Raw genomic sequence first — 16,320 nt, forward strand, 5'->3', positions numbered from 1 at the left:
CGGCAAGTTAGGTACCCCTCACCAGGCGCGGGTGTAACGCCGGTCATAGACTCCACACCGTCTGGCTTGTGAAGCATTTCACGAGCACGCGGGGGAGGAGGCGCGGATGACCACGGTGGAGAACGACGCCGAGGTGATCGTCGTGGGCGCCGGTCCCGGTGGGTCGGCGACCGCGTACCACCTGGCTCGGCACGGCGTGCGGGTGCTGCTGCTGGAGAAGACCGAGTTCCCCCGGGAAAAGGTCTGCGGTGACGGGCTGACCCCACGCGCCGTGCGGCAGCTGATCCGCATGGGCGTGGACACCTCGACCGAGGCCGGCTGGCTGCACAACCGGGGCCTGCGGGTGATCGGCGGCGGTGTCCGGCTCGAACTGGACTGGCCCGACCTGGCCAGCTTCCCCAACTACGGCCTGGTGCGCACCCGGCTGGACTTCGACGACCTGCTCGCCCAGCGGGCCGTGGCCGCCGGCGCCAAGCTGCGCACGAGCGTGAACGTCATCGGCCCGGTGCTCGACGGCGACGGCCGGGTGGTCGGTGTCGAGGCCGAGGTGGGGCCCGAGAAGGAGCCGGTCACCTACCGCGCACCCCTGGTGGTCGCCGCGGACGGCGTCTCCGGCCGACTTCCCCTCGCTCTCGGGCTGGCGAAGCGGGAGGACCGGCCGATCGGCGTGGCCGTCCGGCGGTACTACCGCTGCGAGGCGAAGCACGACGACGACTACCTGGAGTCCTGGTTGGAGCTGCGCAGCAAGGGCAGCGACGCCCTGCTGCCGGGCTACGGCTGGATCTTCGGGCTGGGCGACGGCCGGGTCAACGTCGGCCTCGGCGTCCTCAACTCGTCGTCGGCCTTCGGCAAGACGAACTACCGGCGGCTGCTGACCGACTGGCTCGCCAACACCCCCGAGGAGTGGGGGATGACCGACGAGGCGAACGCCGAGGGGCCGATCCTCGGCGCGGCGTTGCCGATGGGCTTCAACCGGGTGCCCCACTACACCCGGGGGATGCTGCTCGTCGGTGACTCCGGCGGCATGGTCAACCCGTTCAACGGCGAGGGCATCGCGTACGCGATGGAGTCGGGCGAGCTGGCCGCGGAGATCGCGGTGCAGGCCCTCGCCCGTCCGGCCGGCGCGGAGCGGGAGCGGGCGCTGATGGCGTACCCGACGGAGCTGAAGGCGCGGCTCGGCGGCTACTACCGGCTCGGCGGCATCTTCGTGAAGCTGATCGGCCGCCCGGAGGTCATGCGGGCCGCCACGAGGTACGGCATGCCCCACCCGACGCTCATGCGCTTCGTGCTCAAGCTGCTGGCCAACCTGACCGATCCGCGGGGCGGCGACGCGATGGACCGGGTCATCAACGCGATGTCGAAGGCGGCACCCGCCGTCTAGCGGGCGCCCGGGGCCGGCGACGTCCCCGGGCGTGACAAAGATCGACCCCCCGCCGGAAGGTGCGGCGAGGGACGTGAATAGTGTGATTTTCGTCAAGCACCGAGGGCAGGGAAGGACGAGCAGGAGAAACGATGTCGCTCTCGCCTTACGTACCGATCATCGGGCTGTTCGCCCTCGCCGCGGGGTTCGCCCTGTTCTCCGTGGCGGCCGCCCGCCTCGCCGGCCCTCGCCGCTACAACAAGGCCAAACTCGAGGCGTACGAGTGCGGCATCGAGCCCAGCCCGCAGCCGGTCGGCGGCGGCCGGTTCCCGATCAAGTTCTACCTGACGGCGATGCTCTTCATCGTCTTCGACATCGAGATCATCTTCCTCTACCCCTGGGCGGTCTCGTTCGACGCCCTGCCGATCTTCGGCTTCGTGGAGATGGTCCTGTTCATCGTCGCGGTCTTCGTCGCGTACGCCTACGTGTGGCGGCGCGGCGGCCTGGACTGGGACTGAGGGAGGAACCTCACATGGGTATCGAGGAGAAGCTCCCCGCCGGCGTCCTGCTCACCTCGGTGGAGAAGCTGGTCAACTGGTCGCGCAAGTCGTCGGTCTGGGGCGCCACGTTCGGCCTCGCCTGCTGCGCCATCGAGATGATGGCCGCCGGTGGCCCCCACTACGACATGGGCCGCTGGGGCATGGAGGTCTTCCGGGCCTCGCCGCGGCAGGCGGACCTGATGATCGTGGCCGGCCGGGTGAGCCAGAAGATGGCCCCGGTGCTGCGCCAGATCTACGACCAGATGGCCGAGCCCCGCTGGGTGCTGTCGATGGGCGTGTGCGCCAGCAGCGGCGGCATGTTCAACAACTACGCGATCGTCCAGGGCGTCGACCACGTGGTCCCGGTCGACATGTACCTGCCCGGCTGCCCGCCCCGGCCGGAGATGCTCATCGACGCGATCCTCAAGCTCCGCGAGAAGATCATGCACGAGCCGCTGGGCGCGAACGGCCGCAAGATGCTGGAGGCCCGCCAGGCCCGCGGTGACGTGCCGGTGGTCCCGTACGGCTCGATGCCGTCGTCGTACCGCAGCGACAAGGCCCGGCGGGCCGAGTGGACGAAGGCCGTCCGCGAGGGCCGCGAGGAGCAGCTGCGGATCGAGAACTGGATGAAGGCCCAGAACCACCTGCACCAGCACGGGGGTGTCCAGAAGTGACCGCGCCCAACGACAGGCTCGACGACGGCGGCGTACCGGTGCCGGTGACCCCGGCCGGCGCCTCCAGCACCGCCCCCGCCGAGTACCCGCCGGCCAGCCCGGCCGGCCGGGGCATGTTCGGCAACCAGGGCACCGGCGACGTGTCCGGCTACGGCGGCCTGGTCCGCCCGCGCCGGCCGGTCGAGTCGGCGTCGCGGCCGTACGGCGGCTACTTCGACGAGGTCACCGACGCGCTGGAGGAGGCGTACCCGGGCTTCGCCGACGCTATCGAGAAGGTCGTGGTGGACCGGGGCGAGCTGACCCTGCACGTCCGCCCCGAGCGGATCGCCGAGGTCTGCCAGGTCATGCGGGACGACCTCGCGCTCCGTTTCGAGCTGTGCTCCTCGGTGTCCGGGGTGGACTACCTCGGTGCCGACGAACGCCGGCTGCACGTGGTCTACCAGCTCACCTCGATGACGTACCGGCGGCGGGTCCGGCTGGAGGCCGCGGTCTCCGTCGAGGATCCGCACCTGCCCAGCGTGACCAGCGTCTACCCGACGGCCGACTGGCAGGAGCGGGAGACGTACGACATGTTCGGCATCGTCTTTGACGGCCACCCCAACCTGACCCGGATCCTGATGCCGGACGACTGGGAGGGCCACCCGCAGCGCAAGGACTACCCCCTCGGCGGCGTGCCCGTCGAGTACAAGGGCGCCGAGATCCCGCCGCCGGACCGGAGGAGGTCGTACCAGTGACCGCGTCCAACTACGCCACCGAGCGCGAGACCACTGAGGGCAAGGTCTTCACCGTCACCGGTGGGGACTGGGACGACGTCGTCTCCGGCACCGACCCGATCAACGACGAGCGGATCGTCGTCAACATGGGCCCGCAGCACCCGTCGACGCACGGCGTGCTGCGGCTGATCCTGGAGCTGGAGGGCGAGACGGTCCGCGAGGCCCGCTCGGTCGTCGGCTACCTGCACACCGGCATCGAGAAGAACCTGGAGTACCGCAACTGGGTCCAGGGCTCGACCTTCGTGACCCGGATGGACTACCTGTCGCCGCTGTTCAACGAGACGGCGTACGCGCTGGCGGTGGAGAAGCTGCTCGGCATCGAGGAGCAGATCACCGAGCGGGCGACCACCATCCGGGTCCTGATGATGGAGCTGAACCGGATCTCCTCGCACCTGGTCTGGGTGGCCACCACCGCCATGGAGCTGGGCGCGGTCAACATGATGCTGTACGGCTTCCGCGAGCGGGAGTGCATCCTCGAGATCTTCGAGATGGTCACCGGCCTGCGGATGAACCACGCGTACGTCCGGCCGGGCGGCGTGGCGCAGGACGTGCCGGACGAGGCGATCGTCAAGATCCGCGAGTTCCTGAAGCTGATGCCGAAGAAGCTCAAGGAGTACGAGAACCTGCTCTCCGGCCAGCCGATCTGGCTGGAGCGGACGCAGAACGTGGCGGTGCTCGACGTGACCGGCTGCCTCGCGCTGGGCGTGACCGGCCCGGTGCTGCGCTCCGCCGGCCTGGCCTGGGACCTGCGCAAGACCATGCCGTACTGCGGCTACGAGACGTACGAGTTCGACGTGCCGACGCACACCGACGGCGACGTGTGGGGCCGCTACCTGGTCCGGCTCGCCGAGATCCGGGAGTCGCTGAAGCTGGTCGAGCAGGCGTTGGACCGGCTCGAGCCGGGCCCGGTGATGGTGGCCGACCGGAAGATCGCCTGGCCGGCGCAGCTCGCCATCGGCGTCGACGGCATGGGCAACTCGCTGGAGCACGTCGCCAAGATCATGGGTCAGTCGATGGAGTCGCTGATCCACCACTTCAAGCTCGTCACCGAGGGCTTCCGGGTTCCGCCGGGCCAGGTCTACATCGCGGTCGAGTCGCCGCGCGGGGAGCTGGGCGTGCACGCGGTCTCCGACGGCGGCACCCGGCCGTACCGGGTGCACTACCGGGAGCCGAGCTTCGTCAACCTCCAGGCCCTCCCGGCGATGGCGGAGGGCGGCCTGATCGCCGACGTGATCGCCGGTGGCGCCTCGCTGGACCCGGTCATGGGCGGGTGTGACAGGTGAGCGAGCTTGCGAGCCCCGCAGTCGTGAACGGAAAGGCGACTCCGATGAGCACGACCTTCAGTGAAGAGACCCGGGCGCGGGCGCGGGAGATCATCGCCCGGTACCCGGCCGACCGGTCCCGCTCGGCCCTGCTGCCGCTGCTGCACCTGGTGCAGTCCGAGGAGGGGTACGTCTCCCCGGCCGGCATCGCGTTCTGCGCCGAGGTGCTGGGGCTGAACAAGGCCCAGGTCGGCGCGGTCGCCTCCTTCTACACGATGTACAAGCGCCGCCCGACCGGTGACTGGCTGGTCAGCGTCTGCACCAACACCATGTGCAACGTGCTCGGCGGCCAGCAGGTCTACGACACGCTCGCCGAGCACCTCGGCGTCGGGCACGACGAGACCACCGCCGACGGGACGATCACCCTGGAGCACGCCGAGTGCCTGGCGGCGTGCGACTACGGCCCGGTGATGACGGTCAACTACGACTTCTTCGACAACGTGGACCCGCACACCGCGGTCGGCGTGGTCGACGAGCTGCGCGGCGGCGGCCGGCCGGTGCCGAGCCGGGGGGCCCGGCTCTGCACGCTGAAGGAGATGTCGGTGCAGCTCGCCGGGTTCGCCGACGAGCGTGAGGGCGCGGTCGCCGACGGCGTCCCGGGCGATCCGACCCTGCGCGGGCTGCGGCTGGCGCAGGAGCACGGCATCGCCGTGTCGGGCTTCGACCCGAACACGCCCATCCGCAGCAAGGCGGAGGCCGACGAGGCCGCCGAGAAGGCGAAGGCCGAGGCCGCCGAGAAGGCGCCGCCGGCCGCGGGCAACGGCGCCCGACCGGCCGGCAACGCCGGTGCGGGCGAGCCGGCCCCGCCGGCCGCGGCGGTCGGCAGCACCACCCGGGACGTCAAGGCGCCGGACGACAAGTCGCCCGAGGTGCGGGCGGCCGAGACCCGGCAGCCGGACGCGAAGACGGCGGTCCCCGACGCGCCGGGCACGAAGGTTCCGGTGGACGGCGTACCCCCGTCGCCCCGCGACGCCCGGGAGGCCGAGGCCGCGGGCGCGGCGGCGAACCCGCCGGCCGGTGACGGCAAGCCCGCCGGCGACGAGGCCGGTACGCAGGAGCGCAACCTCAGGGAGGCGGAGGCGGGGGCCGGTACGCGCTCCCCCAACGCGAGCGACAGGGGGGCCCAGAAGTGACCACTCCTCGGCCGGAGACGCTGGCCAAGCTTACGCCGGTGCTCACGAAGCGCTGGCTGTCGCCGGACGCCTGGCGGGTCGGCACCTACGAGAAGCTCGACGGGTACGCGGCGCTGCGCAAGGCGCTCAAGGCCCACCCGGACGACCTGATCCAGCTCATCAAGGACTCCGGGCTGCGCGGTCGCGGCGGCGCGGGCTTCCCGACCGGTCTCAAGTGGGGGTTCATCCCGCAGGGCGACGGCAAGCCGCACTATCTCGTGGTCAACGCCGACGAGGGCGAGCCGGGCACCTGCAAGGACCTGCCGCTGATGACGCACGACCCGCACTCGCTGGTCGAGGGCGTGATCATCGCGTCGTACGCGATCCGCGCGAACCGCGCCTACATCTACATCCGGGGCGAGGCCGTGCACGCCGCGCGCCGGCTGCGCAACGCGGTGCAGGAGGCGTACGCCAAGGGCTACCTCGGGCGGAACATCCTCGGCTCCCGGTTCGACCTGGACCTGGTGGTGCACTCGGGCGCCGGTGCGTACATCTGCGGCGAGGAGACCGCGCTGCTGGACTCGCTGGAGGGTTTCCGGGGGCAGCCGCGGCTGCGCCCGCCGTTCCCGGCGACCCACGGCCTGTACGCCAGCCCGACCGTGGTGAACAACGTCGGCACCATCGCCAGCGTCCCGTACATCGTGCTCGGCGGCGCGGACTGGTGGCGGACCATGGGCACCGAGAAGTCGTCGGGTCCGATGATCTACTCGCTCTCCGGCCGGATCGCCAACCCCGGCCAGTACGAGTGCTCGATGGGCATCACGCTCCGCGAGCTGATCGAGCTGGCCGGCGGCATGCAGCCCGGCCACAACCTGAAGTTCTGGACGCCGGGCGGCTCGTCGACGCCGCTGCTCACCGCCGAGCACCTGGACGTGCCGCTGGACTTCGAGGGGGTGGCGGCGGCCGGGTCGATCCTCGGCACCACGGCGACGCAGATCTTCTCCGACCAGGACTGCCCGGTGTACGCGACCTACCGGTGGCTGGAGTTCTACCACCACGAGTCGTGCGGCAAGTGCACCCCGTGCCGTGAGGGCAACTACTGGATGGTCCGCGTCTACCGCCGGATCCTCTCCGGCCAGGGCACCCACGAGGACCTGGACACCCTGCTGGACACCTGCGACAACATCCTCGGGCGCTCGTTCTGCGGCCTGGGTGACGGCGCGACCAGCCCGGTCACCTCGTCGCTGAAGTACTTCAAGCAGGACTACCTCGACTACATCGAGGGACGTACCGCTCCGAAGCTCTCCGACAAGCAGCTGGTGGGAGCCCACTGATGACCGATGTAGCCAAGCAGACCGAGACGGTCACGCTGACCGTCGACGGGATCCAGGTCACCGCCCCGAAGGGGACGCTGCTGATCCGGGTCGCCGAGCAGATGGGCATCGAGATCCCGCGGTTCTGCGACCACCCGCTGCTGGCCCCGGCCGGCGCCTGCCGCCAGTGCCTGGTCGAGGTGGAGGGGCAGCGCAAGCCGGTCGCCTCCTGCACCCAGACCGTCGCCGACGGCATGGTCGTGCAGACGCAGCTCACCTCCCCGGTCGCCAAGAAGGCGCAGGAGGGGATCATGGAGCTGCTGCTGGTGAACCACCCGCTCGACTGCCCGATGTGTGACAAGGGCGGCGAGTGCCCGCTGCAGAACCAGGCCATGTCGACCGGCCGTACCGACTCCCGGTTCCACGAGCACAAGCGGGAGTACGAGAAGCCGGTGGAGATCAGCACCCAGGTGCTGCTCGACCGCGAGCGCTGCGTCCTCTGCCAGCGTTGCACCCGGTTCTCCGAGGAGATCGCCGGCGACAAGTTCATCGACCTGATGAACCGGTCGTCCGCCGAGGAGATCAACATCTACCGGGACGAGGCGTACGGCACCGAGGGCGACGACGGGGACGTCCCGTTCAACTCGTACTTCTCCGGCAACACCGTCCAGATCTGTCCGGTGGGCGCGCTGACCGGCGCGCAGTACCGGTTCCGGGCCCGCCCCTTCGACCTCGTCTCCAGCCCCAGCGTCTGCGAGCACTGCTCGGCCGGCTGCGCCCAGCGCACCGACTGGCGGCGCGGCAAGGTGCTGCGGCGGCTGGCCGGCGACGACCCGGCGGTCAACGAGGAGTGGAACTGCGACAAGGGACGGTGGGGCTTCCAGTACACCCGCGCCTTCGACCGGCTCACCACCCCGCTGGTGCGGGACGCGGGCACCGGTGAGCTGCGCGAAGCGTCGTGGAGCGAGGCGCTGACCGTCGCCGCCGAGGGCCTCCGCGCGGCGCGCGACGGCGGGCAGGGCACGGCCGTGCTCACCGGCGGCCGGCTGACCGTCGAGGACGCGTACGCGTACGCGAAGTTCGCCCGGGTCGCGCTGCACACCAACGACATCGACTTCCGGGCCCGCCCGGTCTCCCGCGAGGAGGCCGAGTTCCTGGCCAGCACGGTCGCCGGGGTCACCGACGTCACGTACCCGGACGTCGAGAAGGCGCCGGCGGTGGTGCTGGTCGGCCTGGAGCCGGAGGAGGAGTGCCCGATCCTCTTCCTGCGGCTGCGCAAGGCGTACCTGAAGAAGACCTTGACGGTGTACGCCATCGCGCCGTTCGCGACGCGCGGCCTGGAGAAGCTCGGTGCCAAGCTGGCCCGGGTGGTGCCGGGCGAGGAGGCGAGCGTGCTCGCCGAGCACGCCACGGTCGCCGAGGCGCTGAGCCAGCCGGGGGCGATCCTGATCGTCGGCGAGCGGCTGGGCTCGGTTCCCGGTGGCCTCTCCGCCGCAGCGGACGTCGCCCGGCGTACCGGCGCGAAGCTGGCCTGGGTGCCGCGGCGCGCCGGTGACCGCGGCGCGGTCGACGCGGGTTGCCTGCCGAACCTGCTCCCCGGTGGCCGGCTGGTCACCGAGCCGGCCGCGCGGGCCGAACTGGGCGAGGCGTGGGACATCCCGGCCGGGGTCATCCCCAGCCAGGCCGGCCGCGACACCGACGGCATCCTCGCCGCGGCGACCGCCGGTCAGCTCGGGGCGCTGGTGGTGGCCGGGGTCGACCCGGCCGACCTGGCCGACCCGCGCCAGGCCGAGGCGGCGCTCGACGCGGTGCCGTTCCTGGTCAGCCTGGAGCTGCGGAACAGCGCGGTGGCCCGGCGGGCCGACGTGGTCTTCCCGGTCGCCCCGGCGGTCGAGAAGGCGGGCAGCTTCCTGGACTGGGAAGGACGGCTGCGGACGTTCGAGGCGGTCCTGCACACCGCCGCGATGACCGACGGCCGGGTGCTGGACGCGCTCGCCGCGCACCTCGACGTGCGGCTCGGCACCGCTGACGTGCCGACCGTCCGCCGGGAGCTGGGCGGCCTGCCGCGTACCCGCACCACCCGGCCGGCCGCGCCGTCGGTGGCCCCGGCGGCGGTGCCGCAGCCGGGCGCCGGCGAGGCGGTGCTCGCCACCTGGCACCAGCTGATCGACCTGGGCAGCCTGACCGACGGCGACGAGCACCTCGCGGGCACGGCCCGGCCGCCGGTGGTCCGGCTGGGCAAGGGCACCGCGGAGGCGATCGGCGTGGCCGACGGCGAGGCGGTGACCGTGGGCACCGACCGGGGCGCGGTCACGCTCCCGGCCGCGGTGACCGAGATGCCGGACGGCGTCGTCTGGCTGCCGACCAACTCGCCCGGCTCGACGGTCCGCCGCAGCCTGGGCGTCACGTCCGGCGCGGTCGTGCGGGTCTCCGCCGGCGCGAGCGCGCCGGCCGTTCCCCAGCAGGCCGACGCGCCGGTCGCCGCCGACGCCGCCGGCCGTCCCGGCCCGCTCCTCAACTCCGGGGGTGTCTCATGACCTTCCTCGCGCAGGACCCGACGTTGGCGGACTTCGGCCGGGATCCGTGGTGGCTGATCCTCGGCAAGATCGTCTTCGCGTTCGCCTTCGGTCTGCTCGCCACCCTGCTCGGGGTCTGGTTCGAGCGGCGGGTCGTCGGTCGCATGGCGGTCCGGCCGGGCCCGAACCAGGTCGGCCCGTTCGGCCTGCTCCAGACCCTCGCCGACGGCCTGAAGATGGCCTTCAAGGAGGACATCCTCCCGAAGGCCGCGGACAAGGTCGTCTACTTCTTCGCGCCGGTCATCTCGGTGGTCTGTGCGGTCACCGCGCTGTCGGTGATTCCGTTCGGCCCGATGGTCAGCATCTTCGGGCACTGGACGCCGTTGCAGGTCACCGACGTGCCGGTGGCGGTACTCGTGGTGCTGGCCTGCTCCTCGCTGGCCGTCTACGGCGTCGTGCTGGGCGGGTGGGCCTCCGGCTCGACGTACCCGCTGCTCGGTGGTCTGCGCTCCACCGCCCAGATGATCTCGTACGAGGTCGCGATGGGCCTGAGCATCGTCGCGGTGTTCATGACCGCCGGCACGATGTCGACCAGCGGGATCGTCGCCGAGCAGGGTGACGCCACCCGGCTGACCGTGTTCGGCACCGAGATCTCGGCGCCCGGCTGGTACGCGATCCTGCTGCTGCCGAGCTTCATCATCTTCTTCATCGCCACGGTCGGCGAGACCAACCGGGCGCCGTTCGACCTGCCGGAGGCGGAGTCCGAACTGGTCGCGGGCTTCATGACCGAGTACAGCTCGCTGAAGTTCGCGCTCTTCATGCTCAGCGAGTACGTGGCGATGGTGACGATGTCCGCGGTCACCGTGACGCTCTTTCTCGGCGGCTGGCACGCGCCCTGGCCGATCACCATCTGGGAGGGCGCGAACTCCGGCTGGTGGCCGATGCTGTGGTTCTTCGGCAAGGTCGTCGCCCTGGTCTTCGTCTTCGTCTGGCTGCGGGGCACGCTGCCCCGGCTGCGCTACGACCAGTTCATGCGCTTCGGCTGGAAGGTCCTGCTCCCGATCAACCTGGTCTGGATCCTGGTGCTGGCCGGCCTGCGGTCGATCGAGGACTGGGACAGCCGCAGCAAGCTGATCGCCGTCGGCATCCCCGCCGGCCTGCTCCTGCTCGCCACGCTGTTCTGGCCGACCCGTAAGCCGGCGCCGAAGCCGACGCTCGCCGAGCAGGTCAACAACCGTCCACCGGGCAGCTTCCCGCTGCCCCCGCTGGACCTTCAGGTGCCACCGAGCCCGCGCACCCGGCGCGTCGTCGCCGAGCGGGAGCCGGCCAACATCGCCGCCGGCACGGATTCCAGGGAGGTGTGACGTGGGCGCGATCACCGGAACGTTCAAGGGCTTCGGGGTCACCTTCTCGCACATGTTCAAGAAGGTCGTCACCACCGACTACCCGTTCAAGCCGCCGGTCTCGGCGCCGCGCTACCACGGGCGGCACATCCTCAACCGGCATCCGGACGGCCTGGAGAAGTGCATCGGTTGCGAGCTGTGCGCCTGGGCCTGCCCGGCGGACGCGATCTACGTCGAGGGTGGCGACAACACCGAGGAGCAGCGCTTCTCCCCGGGTGAGCGGTACGCCAGCGTCTACCAGATCAACTACGCGCGCTGCATCTTCTGCGGGCTCTGCATCGAGGCCTGCCCGACCCGCTCGCTCACCATGAGCAACGAGTACGAGCTGGCCCGGGACAACCGGCAGGACCTGATCTTCACCAAGGAGCAGTTGCTGGCGCCGCTGCTCCCGGGCATGGAGCAGCCGCCGCACCCGATGCGGCTGGGTGACAGCGAGAAGGACTACTACGTCGGCGCGCTCGAGAACCCGGGCACCTCCGCCGGTGCGGAGCACTCGCCGATGGGCCCCGGCCGCTACCAGCTCGACGAGCACCCCGGGGTGACGTTCCCCGGTGCCGAGCAGGCCGCGCAGCGGGCCGGCAAGGGAGACGGAGCATGACCACGCAGACGGTGCTCGCCGCGGCGGGCTCGGTGTCCGGCGGCGAGGCGGTCACCTTCTGGATCCTGGCGCCGCTGGCGCTGCTCGGCGCGGTCGGCATGGTCGTCGCCCGCAACGCGGTGCACTCGGCGCTCTGGCTGGTGCTGACGATGCTCTGCCTGGGCGTGTTCTACGTGCTCCAGGCCGGGCCGTTCATCGGCATGGTGCAGATCATCGTCTACACCGGCGCGATCATGATGCTCTTCCTGTTCGTGCTGATGCTGGTGGGCCGTGACGCGTCCGACTCGCTGATCGAGACGCTGCGCGGGCAGCGGGTCGCGGCGATCCTCCTCGGGCTCGGCTTCGCCGGCCTGGTGGGCACCGGGGTGTACCGGGCGCTGGACGGCGGCACCGCCGCCGGGCTGACGGCGGCCAACACCGAGGGCAACGTGCAGGGCATCGCCCGGCTGCTGTTCACCAAGTACGTCTTCGCGTTCGAGCTGACCTCGGCGCTGCTCATCACCGCCGCGGTCGGCGCGATGGTGCTCGCGCACATCGAGCGCCGCAAGGAGGACCGGCTGGACCAGGTCGCCACCATGAAGGCGCGGTTCCGCCCCGGCAACTACCCCGGCCCGAAGCCCGGCCCGGGTGTCTTCGCCACCTCCTCGTCGGTCGCCACCCCGGCCCGCCTGCCCGACGGCCGGCTGACCGAACGGAGCACCCCGGACATCCTGCCGGTCCGTGAGCTGACCGCCGAGGAGACCTCGCTGAAGGGGACCGACAAGTGAACGAGTTCTTCTCGGTCGAACCGAACTACTACCTGGTCCTCGCCGCGGTGCTGTTCACCATCGGCGCCGCCGGGGTGCTGATCCGGCGGAACGCGATCGTGCTGTTCATGTGCGTCGAGCTGATGCTCAACGCGGCCAACCTGACCCTGGTCACCTTCAGCCGGATCAACGGTGACCTCAACGGCCAGATCATGGCGTTCTTCGTGATGGTGGTGGCCGCGGCCGAGGTCGTGGTCGGGCTCGCGATCATCATGGCGATCTTCCGGACCCGACGCTCGGCGAGCGTCGACGACGCCAACCTGCTGAAGTACTGAGGGGCCTGCGGTGATGGAGATTCTGGCGAACGCTCCGGTCGAGCCGGTGGGCGCCGTCACGTACGCGCCGGCCGACGGGCTGCTGGGCAGCGTCTGGCTGCTCGTCGCGATCCCGCTGGTCAGCGCCGCGATCCTGCTGCTGCTCGGCCGGCGGGCCGACCGGTGGGGGCACTGGCTCGGCGTCGCGTCGATCGGCGTCGCGTTCGTGCTCGGCCTGACCTACTTCTTCCAGCTGCGCGGCCTGGAGAACCGGTCCGTCGAGCTGAGCCTGTGGGAGTTCATCGCCGTCGGTGACCTGCACGTGGACTTCGGCCTGCTCTTCGACCCGCTGGCCGCGGTCTTCGTCCTGCTGATCACCGGGGTGGGCTTCCTGATCCACCTGTACGCGGTGGAGTACATGGCGCACGACGCCGGCCGCCGGCGGTTCTTCGGGTACTTCAACCTGTTCGTCGCCGCCATGCTCCTGCTGGTGCTCGGCAACAACTACGTGATGCTCTACTTCGGCTGGGAGGGCGTCGGTCTGGCGTCGTACCTGCTGATCTCCTTCTGGTACGAGCGGCCGAGCGCCGCCACGGCCGGCAAGAAGGCGTTCCTGATGAACCGGGTCGGCGACGCCGGCCTGGCGATCGGCATCTTCATCATGTTCGCCACCCTCGGCACCACCCAGTACGACGAGGTCTTCAGCGGGGTCGGCGCGCTGACCTCGACCACGGTCCTCCTGCTCGGCCTGCTCCTGCTGCTCGGCGCGACCGGCAAGTCCGGCCAGTTCCCGCTCCAGGCGTGGCTCCCGGACGCGATGGAGGGCCCGACCCCGGTCTCCGCGCTCATCCACGCGGCCACCATGGTCACCGCGGGCGTCTACCTGATCGCCCGGTCGAACCCGATCTTCTCGGCCAACTCGACGCTCCAGCTGGTCGTGGTGAGCGTCGGCGCGCTGACCCTGCTGATCGGCTGCGTCATCGGCGCGGCCAAGGACGACATCAAGCGGGTGCTCGCCTGGTCGACCGTCAGCCAGATCGGCTACATGTTCCTCGGTGTCGGCCTCGGCGGTGCGGCGTACGCGCTGGCCATCGTCCACCTGCTGGCGCACGGCTTCTTCAAGGCCAACATGTTCCTCGGCGCCGGCTCGGTCATGCACGGCATGAACGACCAGGTCGACATCCGCCGCTTCGGCGGGCTGTCGAAGTACATGAAGATCACCTGGCTGACCTTCATGACGGGCTGGCTGGCCATCATCGGCCTGCCGCCGTTCTCCGGCTTCTTCTCCAAGGAGCCGATCATCGTGGCCGCGTTCGAGCGGGAGGGCTGGACGGCCTGGCTGTTCGGCACGGCGGCCCTGCTCGGTGCCGGCCTGACCGCGTTCTACATGACCCGGCTGTTCGTGCTCACCTTCCACGGCCCGGCCCGCTGGACCGAGGACATCGAGCACCCGCACGAGTCGCCGAAGCTCATGACCATCCCGCTGGTGCTGCTCGCCGTCGGCTCGCTCGCGGCGGGCGCGCTGATGGCCGGGCCGGTCCCGGAGTGGCTGGAGGCCACCGCCGGGCTGGGCGGCCAGACGGAGGCGCACGAGGCGGTGCTGTCGCACCTCGCGATCACGATCCTGTCCATCCTGGTCACCGTGGCCGGCGCCGGCCTGGCCTGGTTCCTGTTCCGGGCCGGCACGGCCACCGAGCCGCAGCCGGCCGGGGTGCTGGTCACCGCCGCCCGGAAGAACCTCTACACCGACGCCTTCAACGAGGCGGTCTTCGAGAAGCCGGGCATCTTCCTCACCCGGGCGCTGGTCTACCTGGACAACCGCGGCATCGACGGGCTGGTCAACGGCCTCGCCGCCGGGGTGGGTGGCGGCTCGGGCCGCCTCCGGCGGCTGCAGACCGGCTTCGTCCGGTCGTACGCCACCTCGATCCTGGCCGGCGCTCTGCTGGTGGTGGCGGCCTTCCTGGCCGTCGAGGCGGGGTGGCTGGCGTGATCGACCTCAAGAGGCTGTCGGCCTCGTACGCGGCCGTCGCCGGCGGACCGCGCAGTGACGACGGAGGTAAGGCCGCGTAATGTCCGACTTTCCGTTCCTCTCCGTGCTCACGGTGGCGCCGCTCGTCGGCGCCCTCGTGGTCGCCTTCCTGCCCCGTCACCGGCCGGAACTGGCCAAGCAGGTGGCGCTCGGCTGGTCGTTGCTGGTGCTGGCGCTCTCGGTGGTCATGTGGGTGACCTGGCAGACCGGCGGTGAGCGGTTCCAGTTCCGCGAGTCGTACCCGTGGATCCCCAACTGGGGCGTCAGCTTCACCTTCGCCGCCGACGGCATCGCGCTGGTCATGCTGATGCTGATCGCGGTCCTGGTGCCGCTGGTGATCCTGGCGAGCTGGCATGACGCGGAGGCGTCCAAGCGGTCCGTTCCGGTGTACTTCGCGCTGCTGCTCGTCCTCGAGTGCACGATGATCGGCGTCTTCGCGGCCGCCGACGTCTTCCTGTTCTACGTGTTCTTCGAGGTCATGCTCGTGCCGATGTACTTCCTCATCGGCAGCTACGGCGGCCACCAGCGGCAGTACGCGGCGGTGAAGTTCTTCCTCTACTCCCTGGTCGGCGGTCTGTTCATGCTCGCCGCCGTGATCGGCCTGTGGGTGGTCGGCGGGAAGACCTTCGACTGGGCGGCGCTGAGCCAGGTGGACATCTCCACCGGCACCGAGCGCTGGCTGTTCCTCGGGTTCTTCCTCGCGTTCGCGATCAAGGCACCGTTCTTCCCGTTCCACACCTGGCTGCCGGACGCCGGTGGCGCGGCGCCCGCCGGTGCGGCCGCCCTGCTGGTCGGCGTGCTGGACAAGGTCGGGACGTTCGGCATCCTGCGCTACTGCCTGCCGCTGTTCCCGGACGCGGCCAAGTGGTTCGCCCCGTGGGCGCTGGCGCTGGGCCTGATCGGCATCATCTACGCGGCGCTGCTCGCGGTCGGCCAGAACGACCTCAAGCGGCTCGTGTCGTACACGTCGATCGCCCACTTCGGCTTCATCGGGGTCGGCATCTTCGCCTTCACCAGCCAGGCGGCCACCGGCGCGGTGCTGTACATGGTCAACCACGGCCTCGCCACCGGCCTGCTCTTCCTGGTCGTCGGCATGCTGATCGCCCGGCGCGGCTCCGCCCTGATCAGCGACTTCGGCGGCGCCGGCAAGCTGGTGCCGATCCTGGCCGGGGTGCTCTTCTTCGCCGGTCTCGCCTCGCTGGCGCTGCCCGGCACCGCACCGTTCATCTCCGAGTTCCTGGTGCTGATCGGCACCTTCACGGTGAACAAGCCGGTGGCGGTGATCGCCACGCTCGGCATCATCCTGGCCGCCGCGTACGTGCTGTGGATGGTGCAGCGCACCACCCAGGGCACCCTCAACCCGGCGCTGACCGAGGTCGACGGCATGAAGCGTGACCTCAACCTGCGCGAGAAGGTCGTGGTGGCCCCGCTGATCGCGCTGATCGTGCTGCTCGGCTTCTACCCGAAGCCGGTCACCGACGTGATCAACCCGGCCGTGCAGGCCACCATGCAGGACATCGGCAGGACCGACCCGGCCCCGTCGGCCGGCGACGTCCAGGAGGCATCGCGGTGACCGCGAGACGTGAGCTCGCGAGCCCCGCAGTCGCGAACGAAAGGCGGC

Annotated in this window: 14 protein-coding genes; all 14 read left to right on the forward strand. The window is 70.7% G+C overall.

Annotated features, from left to right (window positions below):
* Window positions 1-106: 106 nt before the first annotated feature.
* The 14 genes from AB0873_RS17005 (at window position 107) to AB0873_RS17070 (ending at window position 16,272) form a co-directional block, all read left to right on the forward strand.
* Window positions 107-1,381, forward strand: coding sequence for a geranylgeranyl reductase family protein (locus tag AB0873_RS17005; RefSeq protein ID WP_366600664.1), 1,275 nt, complete (start codon window positions 107-109; stop codon window positions 1,379-1,381).
* 131 nt (window positions 1,382-1,512) lie between these two features.
* Window positions 1,513-1,878 carry an NADH-quinone oxidoreductase subunit A gene (locus AB0873_RS17010; protein WP_155329297.1) on the forward strand — a complete coding sequence of 122 codons (366 nt, stop codon included), beginning with the start codon at window positions 1,513-1,515 and terminating at the stop codon, window positions 1,876-1,878.
* A gap of 14 nt (window positions 1,879-1,892) precedes the next feature.
* On the forward strand, window positions 1,893-2,573 hold the full coding sequence (locus tag AB0873_RS17015; protein WP_155329296.1) for an NADH-quinone oxidoreductase subunit B family protein: 681 nt from the start codon (window positions 1,893-1,895) through the stop codon (window positions 2,571-2,573).
* Entirely contained in the window at window positions 2,570-3,307 is a 738-nt protein-coding gene (locus tag AB0873_RS17020; protein ID WP_155329295.1) for an NADH-quinone oxidoreductase subunit C, read from the forward strand. Before AB0873_RS17015 ends, AB0873_RS17020 begins: the two co-directional genes overlap by 4 nt.
* Window positions 3,304-4,629 (forward strand): NADH-quinone oxidoreductase subunit D, encoded by a 1,326-nt coding sequence (locus AB0873_RS17025; RefSeq protein WP_366600665.1) that lies wholly within the window; start codon window positions 3,304-3,306, stop codon window positions 4,627-4,629. Before AB0873_RS17020 ends, AB0873_RS17025 begins: the two co-directional genes overlap by 4 nt.
* 44 nt (window positions 4,630-4,673) lie before the next feature.
* Window positions 4,674-5,801, forward strand: coding sequence for an NADH-quinone oxidoreductase subunit NuoE (gene nuoE, locus AB0873_RS17030; protein ID WP_366600666.1), 1,128 nt, complete (start codon window positions 4,674-4,676; stop codon window positions 5,799-5,801).
* Window positions 5,798-7,114 (forward strand): NADH-quinone oxidoreductase subunit NuoF, encoded by a 1,317-nt coding sequence (gene nuoF / locus AB0873_RS17035; protein WP_366600667.1) that lies wholly within the window; start codon window positions 5,798-5,800, stop codon window positions 7,112-7,114. Before nuoE ends, nuoF begins: the two co-directional genes overlap by 4 nt.
* Window positions 7,114-9,630 carry an NADH-quinone oxidoreductase subunit G gene (locus tag AB0873_RS17040; protein ID WP_366600668.1) on the forward strand — a complete coding sequence of 839 codons (2,517 nt, stop codon included), beginning with the start codon at window positions 7,114-7,116 and terminating at the stop codon, window positions 9,628-9,630. The genes nuoF and AB0873_RS17040 overlap by 1 nt, the downstream gene beginning before the upstream one ends.
* Window positions 9,627-10,973 (forward strand): NADH-quinone oxidoreductase subunit NuoH, encoded by a 1,347-nt coding sequence (gene nuoH, locus AB0873_RS17045; protein ID WP_155329290.1) that lies wholly within the window; start codon window positions 9,627-9,629, stop codon window positions 10,971-10,973. The genes AB0873_RS17040 and nuoH overlap by 4 nt, the downstream gene beginning before the upstream one ends.
* 1 nt (window position 10,974) lies before the next feature.
* Window positions 10,975-11,610: an NADH-quinone oxidoreductase subunit NuoI gene (nuoI, locus tag AB0873_RS17050; protein WP_167999654.1), complete on the forward strand. Its 636-nt coding sequence runs from the start codon at window positions 10,975-10,977 to the stop codon at window positions 11,608-11,610.
* Entirely contained in the window at window positions 11,607-12,377 is a 771-nt protein-coding gene (locus AB0873_RS17055) for an NADH-quinone oxidoreductase subunit J (protein WP_155329288.1), read from the forward strand. The genes nuoI and AB0873_RS17055 overlap by 4 nt, the downstream gene beginning before the upstream one ends.
* A complete protein-coding gene (gene nuoK / locus AB0873_RS17060) occupies window positions 12,374-12,691 on the forward strand; it encodes an NADH-quinone oxidoreductase subunit NuoK (protein WP_155329287.1) in 318 nt (105 codons plus the stop codon). The genes AB0873_RS17055 and nuoK overlap by 4 nt, the downstream gene beginning before the upstream one ends.
* Window positions 12,692-12,704: 13 nt before the next feature.
* Window positions 12,705-14,660, forward strand: coding sequence for an NADH-quinone oxidoreductase subunit L (gene nuoL, locus AB0873_RS17065; RefSeq protein ID WP_155333950.1), 1,956 nt, complete (start codon window positions 12,705-12,707; stop codon window positions 14,658-14,660).
* A gap of 79 nt (window positions 14,661-14,739) precedes the next feature.
* Window positions 14,740-16,272 (forward strand): NADH-quinone oxidoreductase subunit M, encoded by a 1,533-nt coding sequence (locus AB0873_RS17070; RefSeq protein WP_366600669.1) that lies wholly within the window; start codon window positions 14,740-14,742, stop codon window positions 16,270-16,272.
* The last annotated feature ends 48 nt before the right edge of the window (window positions 16,273-16,320 follow it).

Source organism: Micromonospora sp. NPDC047707 (assembly GCF_040704235.1).
Classification (GTDB): Bacteria; Actinomycetota; Actinomycetes; order Mycobacteriales; family Micromonosporaceae; genus Micromonospora.